The sequence below is a fragment of the Knoellia aerolata DSM 18566 genome (assembly GCF_000768695.1).
Taxonomy (GTDB): Bacteria; Actinomycetota; Actinomycetes; order Actinomycetales; family Dermatophilaceae; genus Knoellia; species Knoellia aerolata.
Map to the genome: position 1 here is coordinate 1 of NZ_AVPL01000070.1, position 15896 is coordinate 15896.

The 15896-nt window shown below is 63.2% G+C and carries 15 protein-coding genes; all 15 read left to right on the plus strand.

Annotated features, from left to right (window positions below; translation table 11 throughout):
- Positions 1 to 932: hypothetical protein (locus N801_RS16730; protein ID WP_211254750.1), on the plus strand; the 932-nt coding region annotated here is incomplete at its 5' end.
- Positions 933 to 1310: 378 nt separating this feature from the next.
- Positions 1311 to 2090, plus strand: coding sequence for a ParB N-terminal domain-containing protein (locus N801_RS20840; RefSeq protein ID WP_169744287.1), 780 nt, complete (start codon positions 1311 to 1313; stop codon positions 2088 to 2090).
- Between the two features lie 117 nt (positions 2091 to 2207).
- A complete protein-coding gene (locus N801_RS16740) occupies positions 2208 to 2591 on the plus strand; it encodes a hypothetical protein (RefSeq protein WP_035940303.1) in 384 nt (127 codons plus the stop codon).
- 101 nt (positions 2592 to 2692) lie between these two features.
- Positions 2693 to 3076, plus strand: coding sequence for a hypothetical protein (locus N801_RS16745; protein WP_035940305.1), 384 nt, complete (start codon positions 2693 to 2695; stop codon positions 3074 to 3076).
- Positions 3077 to 3445: 369 nt separating this feature from the next.
- A complete protein-coding gene (locus N801_RS20845; RefSeq protein ID WP_156996853.1) occupies positions 3446 to 4963 on the plus strand; it encodes a PDDEXK family nuclease in 1518 nt (505 codons plus the stop codon).
- A gap of 392 nt (positions 4964 to 5355) precedes the next feature.
- The gene (locus tag N801_RS21925) at positions 5356 to 5817 is read left to right on the plus strand and encodes an HNH endonuclease (protein WP_369323931.1); all 462 of its coding nucleotides are present in this window, start codon (positions 5356 to 5358) and stop codon (positions 5815 to 5817) included.
- A 440-nt stretch (positions 5818 to 6257) separates the two neighbouring features.
- Positions 6258 to 6569, plus strand: coding sequence for a hypothetical protein (locus tag N801_RS16755; RefSeq protein WP_156996856.1), 312 nt, complete (start codon positions 6258 to 6260; stop codon positions 6567 to 6569).
- A 207-nt stretch (positions 6570 to 6776) separates the two neighbouring features.
- Positions 6777 to 7304 (plus strand): KwaA family protein, encoded by a 528-nt coding sequence (locus N801_RS16760; protein WP_035940312.1) that lies wholly within the window; start codon positions 6777 to 6779, stop codon positions 7302 to 7304.
- Positions 7301 to 8248, plus strand: a complete 948-nt coding sequence (locus N801_RS16765) for a Kiwa anti-phage protein KwaB-like domain-containing protein (protein ID WP_035940315.1) — start codon at positions 7301 to 7303, stop codon at positions 8246 to 8248. Before N801_RS16760 ends, N801_RS16765 begins: the two co-directional genes overlap by 4 nt.
- Before the next feature lie 5 nt (positions 8249 to 8253).
- Positions 8254 to 8886: a hypothetical protein gene (locus tag N801_RS16770; RefSeq protein ID WP_035940317.1), complete on the plus strand. Its 633-nt coding sequence runs from the start codon at positions 8254 to 8256 to the stop codon at positions 8884 to 8886.
- 598 nt (positions 8887 to 9484) lie between these two features.
- A complete protein-coding gene (locus N801_RS20855) occupies positions 9485 to 11317 on the plus strand; it encodes a hypothetical protein (protein WP_156996860.1) in 1833 nt (610 codons plus the stop codon).
- 197 nt (positions 11318 to 11514) lie between these two features.
- Positions 11515 to 12186, plus strand: coding sequence for an ATP-binding protein (locus tag N801_RS20860; RefSeq protein ID WP_169744289.1), 672 nt, complete (start codon positions 11515 to 11517; stop codon positions 12184 to 12186).
- Between the two features lie 10 nt (positions 12187 to 12196).
- Complete coding sequence (locus tag N801_RS20400; RefSeq protein WP_169744290.1) at positions 12197 to 13579, plus strand: phosphotransferase; 1383 nt, start codon at positions 12197 to 12199, stop codon at positions 13577 to 13579.
- Between the two features lie 434 nt (positions 13580 to 14013).
- Positions 14014 to 14655 (plus strand): hypothetical protein, encoded by a 642-nt coding sequence (locus N801_RS21140; protein ID WP_035940328.1) that lies wholly within the window; start codon positions 14014 to 14016, stop codon positions 14653 to 14655.
- A partial coding sequence (locus N801_RS16800; protein WP_035940329.1) for a CHC2 zinc finger domain-containing protein occupies positions 14652 to 15896 on the plus strand: 1245 nt, incomplete at its 3' end. The genes N801_RS21140 and N801_RS16800, both read left to right, overlap by 4 nt.

The window sequence follows — 15896 nt, forward strand, 5'->3', positions numbered from 1 at the left end:
ACCTAGAGGCGGCTCTTGAACGTCGCGCACCCGGAACCAGCACGTTGCTGAATCAGCTTTTCGCCGCTGTGAAGCCCATCGACCGTGGCACGGGCATCCAAGCTTTGATTCGCGAGCAACGTGATGCGGTTGCCCTGGCCCTAGAGATTGGCGGATTCGACAGCCGTGACATGTTGGGCGAGGCGCCCACAGAACAAGGCTCAACCCCATTCCTGACCGGGCTCGCACGGACACGAACAACCGAGGCATCCGTGCTCCGCCATGAGGCCCAAGTCTTCGACGGGTGGCTGTCCCGAGAGTCGAGCCATTTCGACGTGGCCACCTTTCAAGACCCCGACAACAGCGCTCGTCGCATGAGCATTTTCTACGCCGACAAGGAACACCTGGAGCGACAGACAGGTACCGATCTCGTCTATTACCGTCACCACCGAGCCGGCTTTATCTTGGTTCAGTACAAACGGATGAGGACGGCAACTGGCAGTCGGGAGGCCACCTACTATCCAGACGACCAGCTGCGCAAGGAGCTAGCGCGGGCCAAGGCTCTGCCTGCGGCGGCGCCCCCTCGGGATGCGAACGAGTGGCGTCTCTCGGAGGACTCGATCTACGTGAAGCTGGTCGCTGATGACCTGGCCCGTCCGACGGGGAACAAGTTGGTGCGCGGCATGTACTTGCCCGGCAGTTTGGTCGATCTGCTTCTAGCCTCCGGTGACCGGAACGAGATTCCTAAGGGGTGGTCGTCCAAGAACCTAACGACCTACCTCTCCAACGAGGAGTTCCTTCAGCTTGCTAAGCAGGGTTATGTCGGAACACGAGGGGCCACTACGGCCGAGATCAAACGACTGATCAGAAGCGCCTTCGCTGAGGACAAAGGAGTGATCGTCGCTATCGACGAGACGGATCCCGTGCAGGTTGCCCGGCCCCTGCACGGGTGAAGGGACTGCTGTGCGGTAGGTGACAAGACAGGCTCCGGGTCGGTCGCGCGGGCGATCGGGTTGCAGTGCCCGGAGCGATTTCGTCCGTCGACACGCGGCGGTTAGACGCACCTCCCGAGACCACAGCCTGAACGAGCGGATCGCGGCATGTGCGGAAGTCCTGCCAGACGCCATCGGGCAGAGCGGGTGATGCAGGGTGCTGTCGGCGGCTCTTGCAACGATTGAATTATGAACGGCGACGGTAAGCCCAGCGGGCAACTAGACCTACGTGATCTCCCACGTCGTTGGCGTCATTGCGAACAGCTGAGAACGTTCGCTCAAGACTCGGTTGCTCGATGGGATAGGCGTATCGCCTGCCCGCGAAGTGTCGACGAGCGGTTGGTCGCTGGGCACCGGGCGTATGCCGCCGCAGAGCGTTACCTGACCACCTCCGACGAGAACCACGATGCTTTGGCTAGTTTGCTCGCCCATCACGGCGCTAGCGCGACCGCGCCTTGGAATCTGTTACGCCCGAGTTTTGAGGCTGCCTTTTACGCCCTTTGGCTACTGAGCCCCTCGGACAGCCAGCAGCGACGCCAGCGCGGCGTTCGGCTGGAATGGCTCGATGACATCGAGACGGAGAAGTTTCACCGAGTCGCGCTGGGCAATCGGGAGGTGCTCCAGCAACTTGGCCTGGGGGACGCCGCCGCGAAAATCCCGCCCTACCGCGAGAACACGGACACATATGTGCGGGAGGCAAACGCAACCGGGCTGGCCTTCCAGACAACCAGGCACCGGCGGCAGGTCAACCATCGTCCAGCACGGGTCAATGTCGAGAACGAACTGGGTGGGCTGTTTCCCGAAGAGGGACTCATGTCGCTGGCCCACACCACAACTTGGAAGACCTTGTCTGGAATCCAACACGCGGAGGCCGGAGCGTTACTGAGGGTTACCGACAGATCCAGTCTCGGCGGGTATCCCGGCGGACAGCGGCTCCATCTGACGATCAACGACGGCGCCTTCTACCTTGCTTGTTTGGTGACAGCGTCCATGCGTGCCTTCGCATGGTCACGGTTTGGCGAGTGCCACCGACCGGCTCGGTCCAACGAGCCGGTCGACCTCCGGGCGATGCGCGACATGTTCACTCGATATCCAGCGGCCTCCAGCCAAGACCATTGATCGTGCCCCCAGCACCTACTCTTCGGCTCGCGGGCTCTTCCTCAGCGGCTTGTCAGTGCGTTCGCAGCGGCCGCGCGCCGTAGTCAGGCGTTGCCCAGGTGAGGCACGATCGCGGACGTGGCAACTGCTGACCTTGATGAACTGTTCTCTGCTGCTGAGCGCGCCCTTCGAGAGCTTCGGCGGGTCTCGGGAAATGATCTCGCGAAGAAGAAGCACTTCAAGGAGTTCATCCGCCGACGCAACGCGTTCCACGATGCGCTGACAGTGCTCAACGATGACCTGTACCGCGAGAAGGATGCACTGATCCTTCCCGAGCTCCTAGATGAGGGCGACGATCACTTCAGCAACGCCAGCGGCAATGTGTCTCTGCGAGTGACTGTGTCCGCACGCCCAGACGTCCTTGCCGATGGAAGGATCGTCCGCCTGGTCGATGATGCATTGCATGGGCCGGACGACCGGTTCGCCGTCATCGAGGTGAGGCTTCTCCCCGTGACCGAATGAGGCAGCACTCATCGGCACGAGCGCGGATCGCGGCATGCGCGGGCGTTTGGCCCAGCCACGAGGGGATTTAGGTAGTCAGTGGCAGGTGCGACGCTCGTTGCATGACGTACTCCAGCAGCTTCTTTGAGATCTCTGCCCAGTTGATTCCGGTCCTCTTCTTGGCACTGGTCGTGGACCAAAAGCTCCAGCCTGATGCCGAGGAGGACGCCACCGATCGCATCGCTCGGTCATGGGCCGCTACGGCGCTGGTGGTCGGCGAAGTGCTGGCTCTCGCGGTTGTGGCGGGCGGGCTGGCTCCATCTTCCGGATACGGCTCACTCGTGGCTGGTGGGATGCTCTTGGCGGCGATTCTGATCGCCTTACCTGCCTTGGCACGAGAGATGAAAGCTGAGCGCTCTCGCTGGGAGGGACGAGCGCACGCCGCTGCAGGGAGCGTTACGCTGCTGTCGATCCTCGGAACCCTCGTCGCCATCTCGTTCGGCTAACCCTCCGCGGCATGTCCGGTTGTTCACAGAGAGCGCGCCGATAGCGTTCACGCATGTAGTCCTGGCGACAGCACAAGCAGTTGCCTGGCGCCCGTCGCACGTGTCCAACGCCCACATGAGGTTCTGGCGTAGGTTCTGCATTGGCTTGATTCGCCCTCGCGGGCGGCCGTCGCTGACTCCTCCGACAGTCCTTCCGGCCGGCCCTCCGGTGTTCGACAACGACCGAGACCGATGTGACCGCGAGCACTGACCCTTGCGCCCGGCATGCGGGCCAAGTACTTTACGCGACTTCTTGCTCGTTCTCCGGTTCGATTCTCTCCTTGTAACCTAACGTGGTCCTCGCTCTGTTCTGTCTGACTGGGGGTCGGCATGTTGCCTGCGTCAACGATCGGCGGGTATGTCCTTGAGGAGGTTCTCGCGAAGCTCCTTGCGGACAATGGCTACAGCCTCCTGACCAACGCCCAGCAGGACCCTCGCTATCTGCTAAATGACAGGCACGGGCTGTTGGTCAGAGGTAGAGGTACCAACCACCAAGCGGATGCGCTCGGGAACCTAGCTGTGCTGGTTCCCTTCTCACTTCCAGTGAGGCTCTTCGCAGAGGCGAAGAACAGAGCGTCCAAGACGGGACTGGAAGCGGTGCGCAACGCGGCGGGAGTTGTCGCTGACGTGAACCAGTACCAACCCGCATCCGGCGTAGTTCGAACATGGCGAGGCGACTCCACGTATCACTACCGCTACTCCCTGTTCTCCACGTCTGGCTTCACAACTCCGGCACAGGACTTTGCAATCGCCCATCAAATTTCCCTGATCGACCTGAGCGGCCCATCGTTTGCATCGCTTAGGCGACTTGTCGACAACTTCGCTGCTGCGGTTGAGGCCCTTGCGTTAGCAACCTCGCTGGCGACATTCCCGGTCGGTCAGATGCGCGCGGCGCTGCGGACCGCCTTAAGAACGGATCCCACTGGCACGAGCAGCCCGGACCCTTCGACCGGAGAACTGCCTTACCTACCCGCGCGAGACCTAGCCCTCCTCACACAGGAACTCGCCGACACACTCGACGACGATCTTGTTCTTGGCTTTCCCGCCGGCCCACAAGTTCTGGCGCTCCGTCCCGACGTGCCGGCGGCGTTCCGGAACTGGGCAGCGACTGCTCCTCCTGTAGTGCCGGTCACGCTGCGCTTCGCGCCAGGCCTGCCGCGCGGCGAGTGGACCATCAGACCAGTTTCTGACGCCTGGGAACCTCGAGTCGTGCTCAGGTTCGGAACGCCTCCTGCACTTGCTCAGTGGCTGTTTGCCCCAGAAGTGGATGAGTCGGAGCGACTTGATCTGCTGCGGCGAGGTGTCCTTTCCACCATTCGCATCTACCAAGATGGGCGCTCCATCGAACTGCAACTAGATGTCGACTTTCGCCCGCGCCGAGATCAGATGCCACGAGAAGAGATCCTTGACTCTCTTCGTCGCGAGCGGCTCGAGGAGGACCTCGCCTGGCCCAGTGACCAGCTTGAGGAGTCAGAGGGCTCCCCCGTGTGGCCTCCGGGAGCTGTGAGCCGCTACCTCGAACTCCTTGGGGTGCAAGACCCCGCGCGACTCAGCGTCCTGCTCTACGCAGCAGGCCACGGGGGCTGGATCTCTAGAGCTCACGTGTACGAGCTCATGCACTTTGACGTGTCTCGTAAGCTCAGCGGCTTCACCAAGCCCTTCGATCGCGTACTAGCGACGGTGGCGGCCGAAGGTCTGCTCGAACACCCAGTTTCCCGACCCATACAGGCGAAGTACCGGGGGAGCAATGGTTGGGCTCTGGGATTCGAAGTCGACCGTGGCTTCCTGCGTGTTCTGCGATCCAACCACGCGGATCTCGTACTGGATGAACCGCAACTGGAATCCTGACTCGAACGAACCGCGGCATCTGCGGTCACCCAGGTGCGAAGGCCAAGGTCGCATGCTCTTAGTACGAGAGGCCGCTCTTGAGATCTACGGATAGAACCAACGAGCAAGGCCTGCGTCAAACCGCAACCCCACGGCGTCAGGCGGCTGAGGTACGACGCATTGCGTCCTTGCCAGATCAAGTCAGTCTCCGCAGGTGTGACGGGACACTGGACGACCTAGACGTCTATCGTCAGGGTCTAGATGAGCCGGGGTGGGCCGTCTACGGGAGACCAGTAGTCGGAGAGTTGCTGCTTAGCACCGTCGGGGTTGGCGCCTCCCGGCGAATTGTGAGCCTTTGCCTGATCGAGGACGTTTCGGACGATGGTGCGGCCCTTTGGGACGCGCTGACCGATGTGAGTTTGCGGCCTGCACTGCAATGGCGAGCCGTTTGTAAACGAGCCAAGCAGGCACCCGGCTTCCTGTGGGGAACGCTGGACGGTGGGCCGGCGCAAGACTTCCTACTCGCGCTGGCAAAGGAAGTCGAAGAGAGTTCGGACGTATCCGCGTCTGAGGGCGAACGCCGCGACAAACTCTGTCGCCAACGATCACGTTCTAATCGAATTCACGCGATCGAGCGGTCTCTCGGTAAGTGCGAGGGTTGCGGATTGAACCTGACACAGCTCTTCGGTTCGCGTGGGGAGCGTGGTCTTGAGGTACACCACGACATCCCAATGCACGCGGGCCCCGCTATGAAGCGCGTGACATCCCTCGAGGATCTGACCGTCCTATGCGCGACATGCCACCGCCTTCTTCATGCGGACCCAGACATGAGCCGCGACTCGCTACGCATCGGGTGGTCGATGGGACGACGGTAGACCTCGCTAGAGCACGCCGACGTCCCGGTGCGGGGCCTTTCAACCCGCGGCAATTGCGGACTTTGCCGCGCGGGATGTCATCCTCTGCCGCAGCCGCCGAGTGGCAGCGCCATCGGGCACATAGGCAGCAACCGGCTGGGGCTTCTTACTCGCGGGCCTGTCGAGCCCGGCGGGCTCGGACAAAGCCCAAGGCGAGTGCCCCCGCGATGAGGAGCATCACAGCAATGAATCGTAGGTCTCGGATCGCGAGGGCCCACACCAGTCCCGCCACAACGAGCGCCGACGGAATGAGCAGGATCAGCATTGCGCTCTTGTGCACCTTCGAGGCCATGACGTCCATCATGGCCAACACCCCGGCGGAGCCCATCGGAAGCGTCCGCACAGCGTCACCAGCGGATCGCGGCAGTCCCGGAAGTGCAAAAGCCTGTCAGACTTCGGGTGTGGGCTATCAGGACAACCGGAAGTTGCGGGCTCTGCACCGACGGGTGCAGGCCGTTGATCCGCCCATGCCTTCCGACGACGCCTCGGACGGCGAGTGGGATGCGCGGGCGGACCTGCAGGACTTGCAGGCCGTCCTCACCGGGTTGGCAAGCAGCCAGGAATCGCGCAGTGCTTCAGTGGCAGGCCGGTCGGAATGGCGCGAGACCGTCACCGCTCACTTGGCCAAACCTTCCGTCGTCGCGCTGCTTGGCGACGCGGCCGACGACGCGCGAAGCCTCGCCGCGGCCCTGGGTGTGTTGAGGACGCCCTGAGCTTCGGACCCTCGTCCGCGATCAGCGGCATGTCCGGACGCTTTCCGGCACTGAACCACCCAGGGGCGGTTCGTGGATCAGACGACCCGCCTGTGGGGGCGGGCCCGGAGTGGCTGGCCCAAGGAGCCATTGGTGCATGCGGGCCCGGCGTCCTCAGTGGGCTTTCGTCACCTGCCGCTTGACGGTGGACACCCCTACAGTCGAAGCATGACGCGGGTTGTCGGTTTCGGATTGCTCGCTTCGGCCTTCGCGCCGATGGTGGCTCTCCTAGCGGTCGTCAGGTTCGACGCGCTCGGGCGCGCCAGCTGGGTGATTCTGGCAGTGTGCGGCGGGGCGGTTGTTCTCCTGGCTGCGGTTCTCCGGAGCGTGGCGGGCATCCAAGCGCGAACCATCGACTGCCAGTCGGTGCGTCGGGCAGACGAACGGGTGCTCGCATTCACCTCGAGCTACGTCGTTCCGCTCGTGGTTGCGCTCTTCGGCGAGTCCGACACACCCACGCTCGTCGCAACGTCCGCTTTGGTTGCGCTGATGGCCACGATCTACGTTCGCGCCGGGCTGTATCACTTGAACCCGACGCTCGCCCTGGCGGGCTACCGCCTCTACGAGGTGACAGCAACAAATGGCACCGTCACCATGGTGCTCACCAAGGAATGGCAGCACCTGCGCCAACAGGGGCCGCTGGTGTGTCGATACGTGGGTGACGACGTGGCCATCCACCGGAAGGAAAGACCGTGACGGCTGAACCGGCCCGGCAAGTGCTCGTTACCGCCGTGGCAGCTGGCGGTGGGGCCCTGGACAACTTCGTCGTGCGCGGTGACGCCATCGCTGGGGCCGAGGTCACCCGGTTCGACCTGGTCGACGACATGGCCGCCGCAGTCAGCCATGACGTTCTAACCAGCATTGACGCCCTGGCCCGGAAGCAGTTCCTGACCTACGACCCGTCATACCAGACCAGCACCTCACAGGTGCTTGTGGAGGAATTGGACCAGATCCCGGAACTCGCCGCCGTCGACGCCGAGGTCCGACGAGGAGATGTCCCGTACACGGCCGACGGGCCGCCCGTGGTGGCCATGGCCCATGCAGTGGGTCGTGGAGATAACAGGGTCGTCGCCTACCGGCTGAAAGGTCCGGGCATCGCGACCAGGCGGTCCAAGGGCTTCACGCTCATCCCGCGCGACGGCATCTACCGGCCCGTCGACGGCGACGTGTTGTTCTACGAACCACGTTTCGACGCGTTCACCTGCGCGGGTGTCGTCTACTTCAGCATGGTCACCCTTATCCAGACGAGGCTCCACGCTGATCACAAGGCGCGGCTGCTGGCCAAGGACACGCTTGCCGCCGTGACATCGAACCTGACCATTGATGGGTTTAGCGATCTCGAGAAGGCGGTGATGGACGACCCGAGCATGCGCGCCAAGATGGCGTCGGTCGCCCGCCTGATCCACACCGACCCCGGCTACGCCAAGAACCTGACCACCAAGAAGCTGGTGAAGTTCGTCGAGACCTACCCCGACTACGACATCCCGGTGACCACGCTCAACGGGAAGAAGGTTCTGGCCTTTGACCCTTCGCCCCAGCACCGGCACCAAATACCGCGCCTGCTGGCCGACGACTATCTGCACAGCTACCTCACCGACCGCAACTACGAGGCCGGGTCCAAGCAACGCCTCCAGAAGTAGCCGCCATGGCCGCTCTGGTTCGCGCCGCTACGCTGCGGGCTTTGCGCAACGCCGCCCAGTTCTCGATCCCGGAGGAGACTCGTCAGGCCAATTTGGCGGCGACCCCTGAGCTGGTCCGAGATCCAGAGCGCCTCGCGCCGCTCGAGGCCGCCATCAAGGCGACACTGACAGACGGGGCCCTTTTGCCGGCCGCCCTTCGCTCATCCGCGGTGCCTGTGCTGGGGAACATCGCCGAGGCCGTTGTCGAATCCCTGCTGGGCGACCGTGGTTGGCAACCGGTGTACGGCGACGACCAAGGGTTCTCCTTCGGGCCCGGAATAGACCTGCTCATGATGGACCCCACGCTTGCACGGTTGGTCGCAATCGAGGTCAAGTCGACCATCCAGCCAGGACGCTGGCCGCGCCTGGCTCGGGGCCGCTCCCTGCAGCTGACACCCGAATGGCTCAACGGTCCAGGCAACACCGGGATGGTCGAGTGGGGCGTGCGTTCAGACGACACGTTCCTAATGGTTGTGCAGGTGCAGCTTCGTAGCCGCAGGTGGCGCTGTTGCCTTGCTGGCGATCCGATCTCGCCGCGGCCAGTCACAGAGGAAAGGCAACTCGAAGACCTGGACTGGCTCGTCCCGCTCCCGAACTGACGTCACAACAAACCATCACCGTCTGGCGCCATCAAGGAAAGGTCGGCTCGCGGCGGAAAGACGCATGCTCGGGGATTGCGGTGGACGAACGCGTTCAATGCTCGGTTGTGAGGTAGTCGGCCAGCTGCCCGCAGGACGACTGTCGGCCCCACCAGCCGTCCTGACGCTCGATGCGGTAGTACGGACCCTTGGAGCCCCTCCGTGTCTCGGACCGTTGCTTGGGGAACGACTCGTCGGTCGAGGTGCCTTGTTGACCGAGAGCGCTTCGCAGGCCGCCCGACGCGCTCGCTTCCACGTGCAGCCAGGAAGTCACGACAGCCAAGGTCATTCGTGTAGTCACTGACTGGATGACTCCGCCTGATGCTTGACGTTTGGCCGCCCGTCGATGCCTGACAGCGATCCGGCTGATTTTTGACAGTGGGGTGAAGCTACTCCGCAAGGTCGCCGGTGACGCGCGCTTCGCTGTCCCTACCCTGCCGCGAGGGCTTGCGCGTCGCATCGGAGACAAGGCGCCCGACGCATAGGCTAGATCGTGGGCACGCCACTACGCGCGCAATCGACCTGGTCGCCGGGCGTGCCAGGTAGAGAAGGGAACGGCATGACCTCAGTTTCTCGGGTCCGTGTGACCGGGGGTTTTCTCGACGGTCTCGACCTGAGGCTCCACCGTGGGCTAAACGTCATCGTCGGTCCGCGGGGCGCTGGTAAGACGACCCTGTTGGAACTTCTGAGACATGCCCTTGCCCTGTCCGACGAAGGGCAATCTCCCGATCGTGCACACTTTCTGCGCCACGCGCTCGGTGCCGGCGAGGTGGTGCTGGACCTCAGTACGCCGAATGGGGCCGAGCGCTTAGTCGTCGACGCCGCCGGCGGGGGCTCTCGGCCGGATCTCACCCAGGACATTGCCCTGATGTTGGGTCAGAACGAGTTGGAAGAAATTGCAGATAGCCCGACCCGACGACTCGGGCTTATTGACATGCGCGCAGGAATCGCCGCCGATGGCCAGGTGGGGGCAGTTCAAGAGGTCCAGAGACTGACACTTCGTGCGCAGCAGCTCCGTGAACGGCAGGAGGGCCTCAACGATCTCTTGCGTCAAAAGTCCTCATTGCTCGAAGACCGCCAAAGACTCCGTGAGCGGGAGGCGGAACTGCTTGCCCGAAACACGAGTGTTCTAGGTCCCCAGCGCGAGAGCCTGGCGGCGCTTGAGCGAGATTTGTTGCGGGTGCGATCCGAACTACGAGGCACGGCCCAACTTCAGACATCCAGAGACGACCTCGTGGGGGCAGTAGCACCTATTCGGGAAATACTGGAAAGCGTCGAGGCTGCGCAGCTTGAAGAAGCTATTCAGGATGAGGTAGCCGTCCTGAGCGGGTCGATAAAGAGGTTCGTGCAGGAGATCGAAGAGACCGCAAATCAGCTCATGCAGATCGCGAACGACTCGGATGAGCGCCTCAGACTGCGGGACGTGCAGCTTCGCTCAGAAGCCGAGCCGGTTCGGACAAGCCTTGATCAGACGGAACGAGGGCTCGGGGCGGTGACGGCAGAGCTCCGGGATCTGGACGCACAGCTCGATCGCTTGGCATCTGTTGAGGTCCAACTCCGAGAGCTTCAGTCGCAGGAACATCGCACCCTTGCTGAGCGCCAGTTCGTGCTCGAGGTTCTTGAGGACGCGGGCGAAACCCTCTTTGACTTACGGCATCGCGCGGCGCGCTCAATTACGGACAAACTCGATCATCGCGTCCAGATCTCGGTGCGCCACCTTGCGGACACTGCGGCTTTCCGACGCGCGCTATCTGAATTGCTGCAAGGAAGCGGGCTGAAATACAACGTCTTGTCTGAGGCGCTATCCACCAGTGTTCTACCCTTTACGCTATTGAGGTATGTGGAGCAGGGAGACATTGACGGCCTCTCGCAGGCTTCGGGACTGCCCCAGGACCGAGCCGCCAGGATTATTGCGGCGCTGAGTGGTGGTAGCGCGCTCTCCCGTATTGCTGGAACAAAGCTCGACGATTCGGTTGATTTTCGCCTTCAGGACGGGGCAGTGCTCAAAAGTGCCGGCGAGCTGTCAACGGGACAGAAGTGCGCCGTGACCATGCCGATTGTCCTAACTGATCCAAGCCGAATTGTCATTCTTGATCAACCGGAGGATCACCTAGACAATCAATTCTTGGTCGAAAGAGTCATTACCAACCTCATTGCACGATCGGACGCGGAGGCACAAACCATCGTTGCCACGCATAACCCCAACATTCCGGTCATAGGAAGTGCGGTGCAAGTGGCAAGCCTGGCCAGCGATGGAACTCATGGCGTCGTTGACGCTGAGGGGCCCTTCGACTCGGCTGCCGTGGTCAAAGTCATCACGTCCCTCATGGAGGGTGGCCGACGGGCATTTGATCAGAGGGCTGAGTTCTACGCCAAGCATCGGGATCCATAATGCAAGACGCCACTCTCAAATTGCTTCAATCTGACAAACCTTCCCAGCGCTTTCTCGCAATCGACCGTCTCCGTCGTGAGGCTACTTCGGCGGACTCGGGAGATCTGCGCGCGGCCATGCAGGCCGAGACAGTTCCCATGCTGCGCAGACAATTGTCGCAGCTCGTTCGGGCGCTAGGCCGTTCCGCAGACTCCTCAGTGCCAGAGACACCAGCAGCGGAGGTGTCTGGCGAGAGAGGGCGCTTTGAAGACGACGTCGTGCATTGGATGCGCCACGAACTCGAGCCCGGAATCGGCTGGCTCATGCTCGCCGCTAGCGACGCGATTGACAACTTCCTTGAAAGTGAAACGAATTCGGCAATAGAGGGGCTGAACAAACGTCTAGACAGTATTGAGGCTCTCGTCCGGGCGAGCGCGCCACCACGGTACGAAATTTTGTCGCTCTCCGAAATTCTCATTGATGCCATCCGAATCACCGGGGCAGCACAAGAACGAGTTGTCGTGGACTTGGTCACCGACAAGAACGACAACATAACGACGGACGCGAACCTATTCAGGCTCGCACTTTCCAATGCCATTCGCAACGCAGTCGATGCCGTCTTGGACGTCCCCACTGATAACTCTCAGGTATACGTTAGCGCCGACGTCACGCCCAGCACCTTCTGGGTGAAGGTGAGCAACCAATTCGTTGGGTCGGAGTTTTCTCTCGACGAGGTCTCGGGAACGGGTGTCACCGCCAAGATCGGACACCAGGGCCAGGGCTTTGGGATCATGCGCATCGTCGCGACGCGCCTAGGCTATGACCTATTGATGCAAGCCGAGGCCGGCCTTGCGGTCTTTACGCTGAGGGGACAGAGAAGAATTGGCTAAGCCGTGGGCGTTGTACGTCGAAGACGAATCGGGCAAGGCAACCGAACGATTCCAGCATGAGATCGAAAGTGCCGGATTCGCGGTCGCGCGCGCGTATAGCGCCGATGACGCTCTAGCTCGCCTGGCGGAGGTGTCCGCGGCCGAGGGCATTGTCGACCTAGTGGTCCTCGATCGCAAGCTACCCGCAACGTCGGGCGACCGGGCCACCGAGCAGACCGGCGACCGGCTTTTTGAGGAGATCGAAGCGGGCTACCCCGACACGCCGATCATTGTGTTGACTGGATTCTCTGATGAGGACTTCGCGCTCCTGGTTCTGCAACGGCGCAACACACTTGAGATCGGCCTTCCCGATTCGGTCCAGCGGATATCTCACTTCAAGAAGCGCGACGCCCTCAAGTTTCGTGAGTCCCTGCGCCTGATAGGGGGCGCGCTGTGGGAAACCGAAAATGTTGCGGTCGAGGGGGCACCCGATGCGAAGGCAGCCATACGAGTCCTGAAGCGAGTAGCACAAGTGTTCGATGGAGCGGTGCTTCGAGCCCGCCCAGCGGGAAGTGGTTCGAGCGAGTCCTCCGTATGGCTCTGTGAAGTTTTCGCTACTGACGGCCGGTGGCTCACGTCCGTCGTGGTGAAGATCGGGTCCCATGACTCCGGTCGTCCATCGGGAGGCTTCATGGGAAGCGTGCCGCCGGCGAATGCGGCGCAACCGATCCACTGGGTCCATGGCGCTTGCGGCGGTTTCAGCGGTCACGTGGCACCGCTTGCCGGTCCAGATGCCCAGTCCATTGCTGGGGTTCTACAGCATGACGAGCCTAGGGCGGTGGAGGCGGTGATTTCGGCTGTCGAAGTGCTAGACCAGGTCCCCGCCGCGAGCGCCAACATTCGCCTTGCCTCCTTCGTGTCACCTTTGATTGATTGGTCACGCGCCGAGCAGGTCGCCATAGATCACGAGATCAGCCTGCCGGATCCCCACCTTGCTATTCCCAGCCGTCATGGCTGCCTACACGGCGACTTGCACCCTGGTAACGTCCTTCTAGTCTCCGGCCGTCCGGTTTTCATTGATTTTGACAGGCAACGATCTGGCTCGCTTATCTACGACGCCATCTCTCTCGCTCTAGGGGCATTCTTCAATGAGTTCGGGCCCCTTCGTGATCGACCCCCGACCGCCGAGGAGGTTGAGCAATTTCTAACAGGCAGGGCAGACCCTTCGACATGGCTCGGCGCCTGCTCATCAACGTGGCCCGAACGTGGCTACGGGCACCGGGAGCGATGGTCAGCCTTGCTTGCATACGCCTTAAGACAATTGAAATACGATGACAACATTGACGACACTTCGTTGAAGGATCTCGCGGTACAGCTCGCCCGTCGCGCGAGCGTCGTCCTCAATGAGTCTTAATCTTGCCTACCCATGTCCCCAAAGTCCGCCGAAGCGCTTCACGCGTCTGTCCGAACGGGAAGGCGACGCCGCAACGCAGACATACGCATCAGACCGTTGCTGAGGTAGTTCCGGGTCAGATGAATGCGTGGGTCGTTCTGGGCGACGTGGGGGCGCCCACAGTGGGCGAAATGGGGCGCCCAGACCGGGCAGCGCAACGCTCAAAGGGACCACAGGCCTCCCTCTAGATCGCACCGGGCTGTACAGCCGACAGAAGGTACCGCCGATGGCGCCTTCGGCTCGCGAGCCGCTTTCCACCCCGCCTCGGAGTTGCCGCCGCCGCGGGACAGACTCAACGGCTTGTGCCCGCCCGCTGCGAGCTCACCTCTGAGTGCCCCGCTCTGACGGTGTCCTCCTCATAGCGCGACACCCGGTCGCGCGGGGAGGTCGAACCGATGCGCGACAGCACGGACCCGGACCACACCACCGAGAGCTCGAAGCACGAGGACCTTGAGGCCCTCGCCCTGCGGATGGCGATCAACAATCACGCCCTGATCGAGAGGGAGAGTGATTCGCCCTACCTCGAAGGCCGCCGCAGTGCCTTCCTTCTCATGGCCGTGGCTATGGAGACCCAAGAGGAGCCCGTCTTCAGCCGCGCCGTGGCGCAGCTCCGCCATGCACTGGACGGCGGCGTCACCGAAGTCGAACAGCTGCGCGACATCATCACCCGATCAACTGGCCGGTCCCCCACTCCGACGCCCACTCTCGAATGGCTGGGCCCCAAGGCCTTCAACGCCCGCCACGGCGACCGGGGCCTCGACGAGGACTTCGGCATGCGCTGGGGCGCCAAGCACGACGTCCGCATCTCCTTCAGGCGCCACCCCGGCGCCACCGAGGGCCTGCTCTACGCCTATGACAAGACGTGGGACACCTACGCCGTCATGGAGGTGAGCACCAGCCGCACCTTGGTCCAGCGGACCTACCAACGAGCCCTCGCCACCAACCCCGACATGACGGCCGAGCACTTCGCCCGCCACCACCACACCATTACCGCCGTCGCGCGCACGACGGCCCTAGCGCGGGCGGTGTCGCCGTGACTGCCACCGGCACCATCGACGTCGCCGCCATCCGGTCCCGCCACCGCATTGAAGCCGTCATCGCCGCCTCCGGAGTCGAACTCCGCCCCACCGGCAAGTCCCTCATGGGCTGCTGCCCCCTGCACGAGGACCACACCGCATCCCTGTCCGTCGGCGGCATCCCCGACCGGTTCCACTGCTTCGGCTGCGGCGCCTCCGGCGACGTCATCGAATACGTCGCCCGTCTCCGCAACCTCACCTTCCGCGACGCCGTCGCCTACCTCGAAAACGACCACGACCTCGGTATGCCGTCCGCTCACCGAGCGCCCGCCTCCCCCTTACCGCAGCCGCCCACTATCGACGTCGCCCCGGAGCGGGCGTGGGAGACCAACGAGCTGGCGTGGCAACGCTGGACCCGGCCGGTCAACCACGAGTTCGCCCTCTCCTGGCTGCGAAACCACCGCGGACTCGATGTCGCCCCGGTCGAGGCAGCACTCGAGTCCCACGTCGTCGGGCACACCGGCGCCGCATGGGCCATGACGACCCGCCACCTCAGCCGCGCCGGCGTGAGCGACGACGAGTTACTCGCCCTGGATCTGTCACAGCGCACGCGTCGAGGCACACTGATCGACACCCTGCGTGGACGGCTGGTCGTCCCGGTTCGCGACTCCGAGGGTCACCTGACCGGGTTCATCGGCCGGCAGACTCTGGAGAACTCGCACGGGCCGAGGTACCGAAACCCCACGCGCACAGCGGTATTCGACAAGTCAACCATGCTCTACGTGGTCGAGTCCCACCCCGGCCGCCCTGCGCACGTCGTCGTCGTGGAGGGACCGTTGGACGTACTCGCGGTGGCCGCCGCTGGAGTGGGCGCGAACCTGCCCGTCGTCGCCGTCTCGACCGGCGGCACGAGCGTGAGCCGGGACCAGGCCCGCCACGTCTCGGCCTTGTCGCCGCAGCGGGTGTACCTCGCCCTCGACGGCGACCCCGCCGGACGCGATGGCGCCACCCGCTGGGTCGACCTGCTGCACCGGCAACTCCATCACCCGATCGCGGTGGCGGACCTCCCCGTGGGGCGGGATCCCGCCGACTGGATCGCCGATCACGGCCCCAAGGGGCTCCGCAGTTTACTGACGCAAGCCCGCCCCCCGGCATACGAACTCGCGCAACTGGCTCCCCGCAGACCGGGAGCCACGGCCGCGACCGCGTTCACCCCTCACCTGTGGAGGAAGTCCCTCCATGACCATGACCGCCCGAGCCCA

Coding starts and splice junctions, on each gene's coding strand:
- N801_RS16745 (WP_035940305.1), top strand. CDS start 2,693: ATGACGTACTCCAGCAGCTTCTTTGAGATCTCTGCCCAGTTGATTCCG.
- N801_RS20845 (WP_156996853.1), top strand. CDS start 3,446: ATGTTGCCTGCGTCAACGATCGGCGGGTATGTCCTTGAGGAGGTTCTC.
- N801_RS16760 (WP_035940312.1), top strand. CDS start 6,777: ATGACGCGGGTTGTCGGTTTCGGATTGCTCGCTTCGGCCTTCGCGCCG.
- N801_RS16770 (WP_035940317.1), top strand. CDS start 8,254: ATGGCCGCTCTGGTTCGCGCCGCTACGCTGCGGGCTTTGCGCAACGCC.
- N801_RS20855 (WP_156996860.1), top strand. CDS start 9,485: ATGACCTCAGTTTCTCGGGTCCGTGTGACCGGGGGTTTTCTCGACGGT.
- N801_RS21140 (WP_035940328.1), top strand. CDS start 14,014: ATGCGCGACAGCACGGACCCGGACCACACCACCGAGAGCTCGAAGCAC.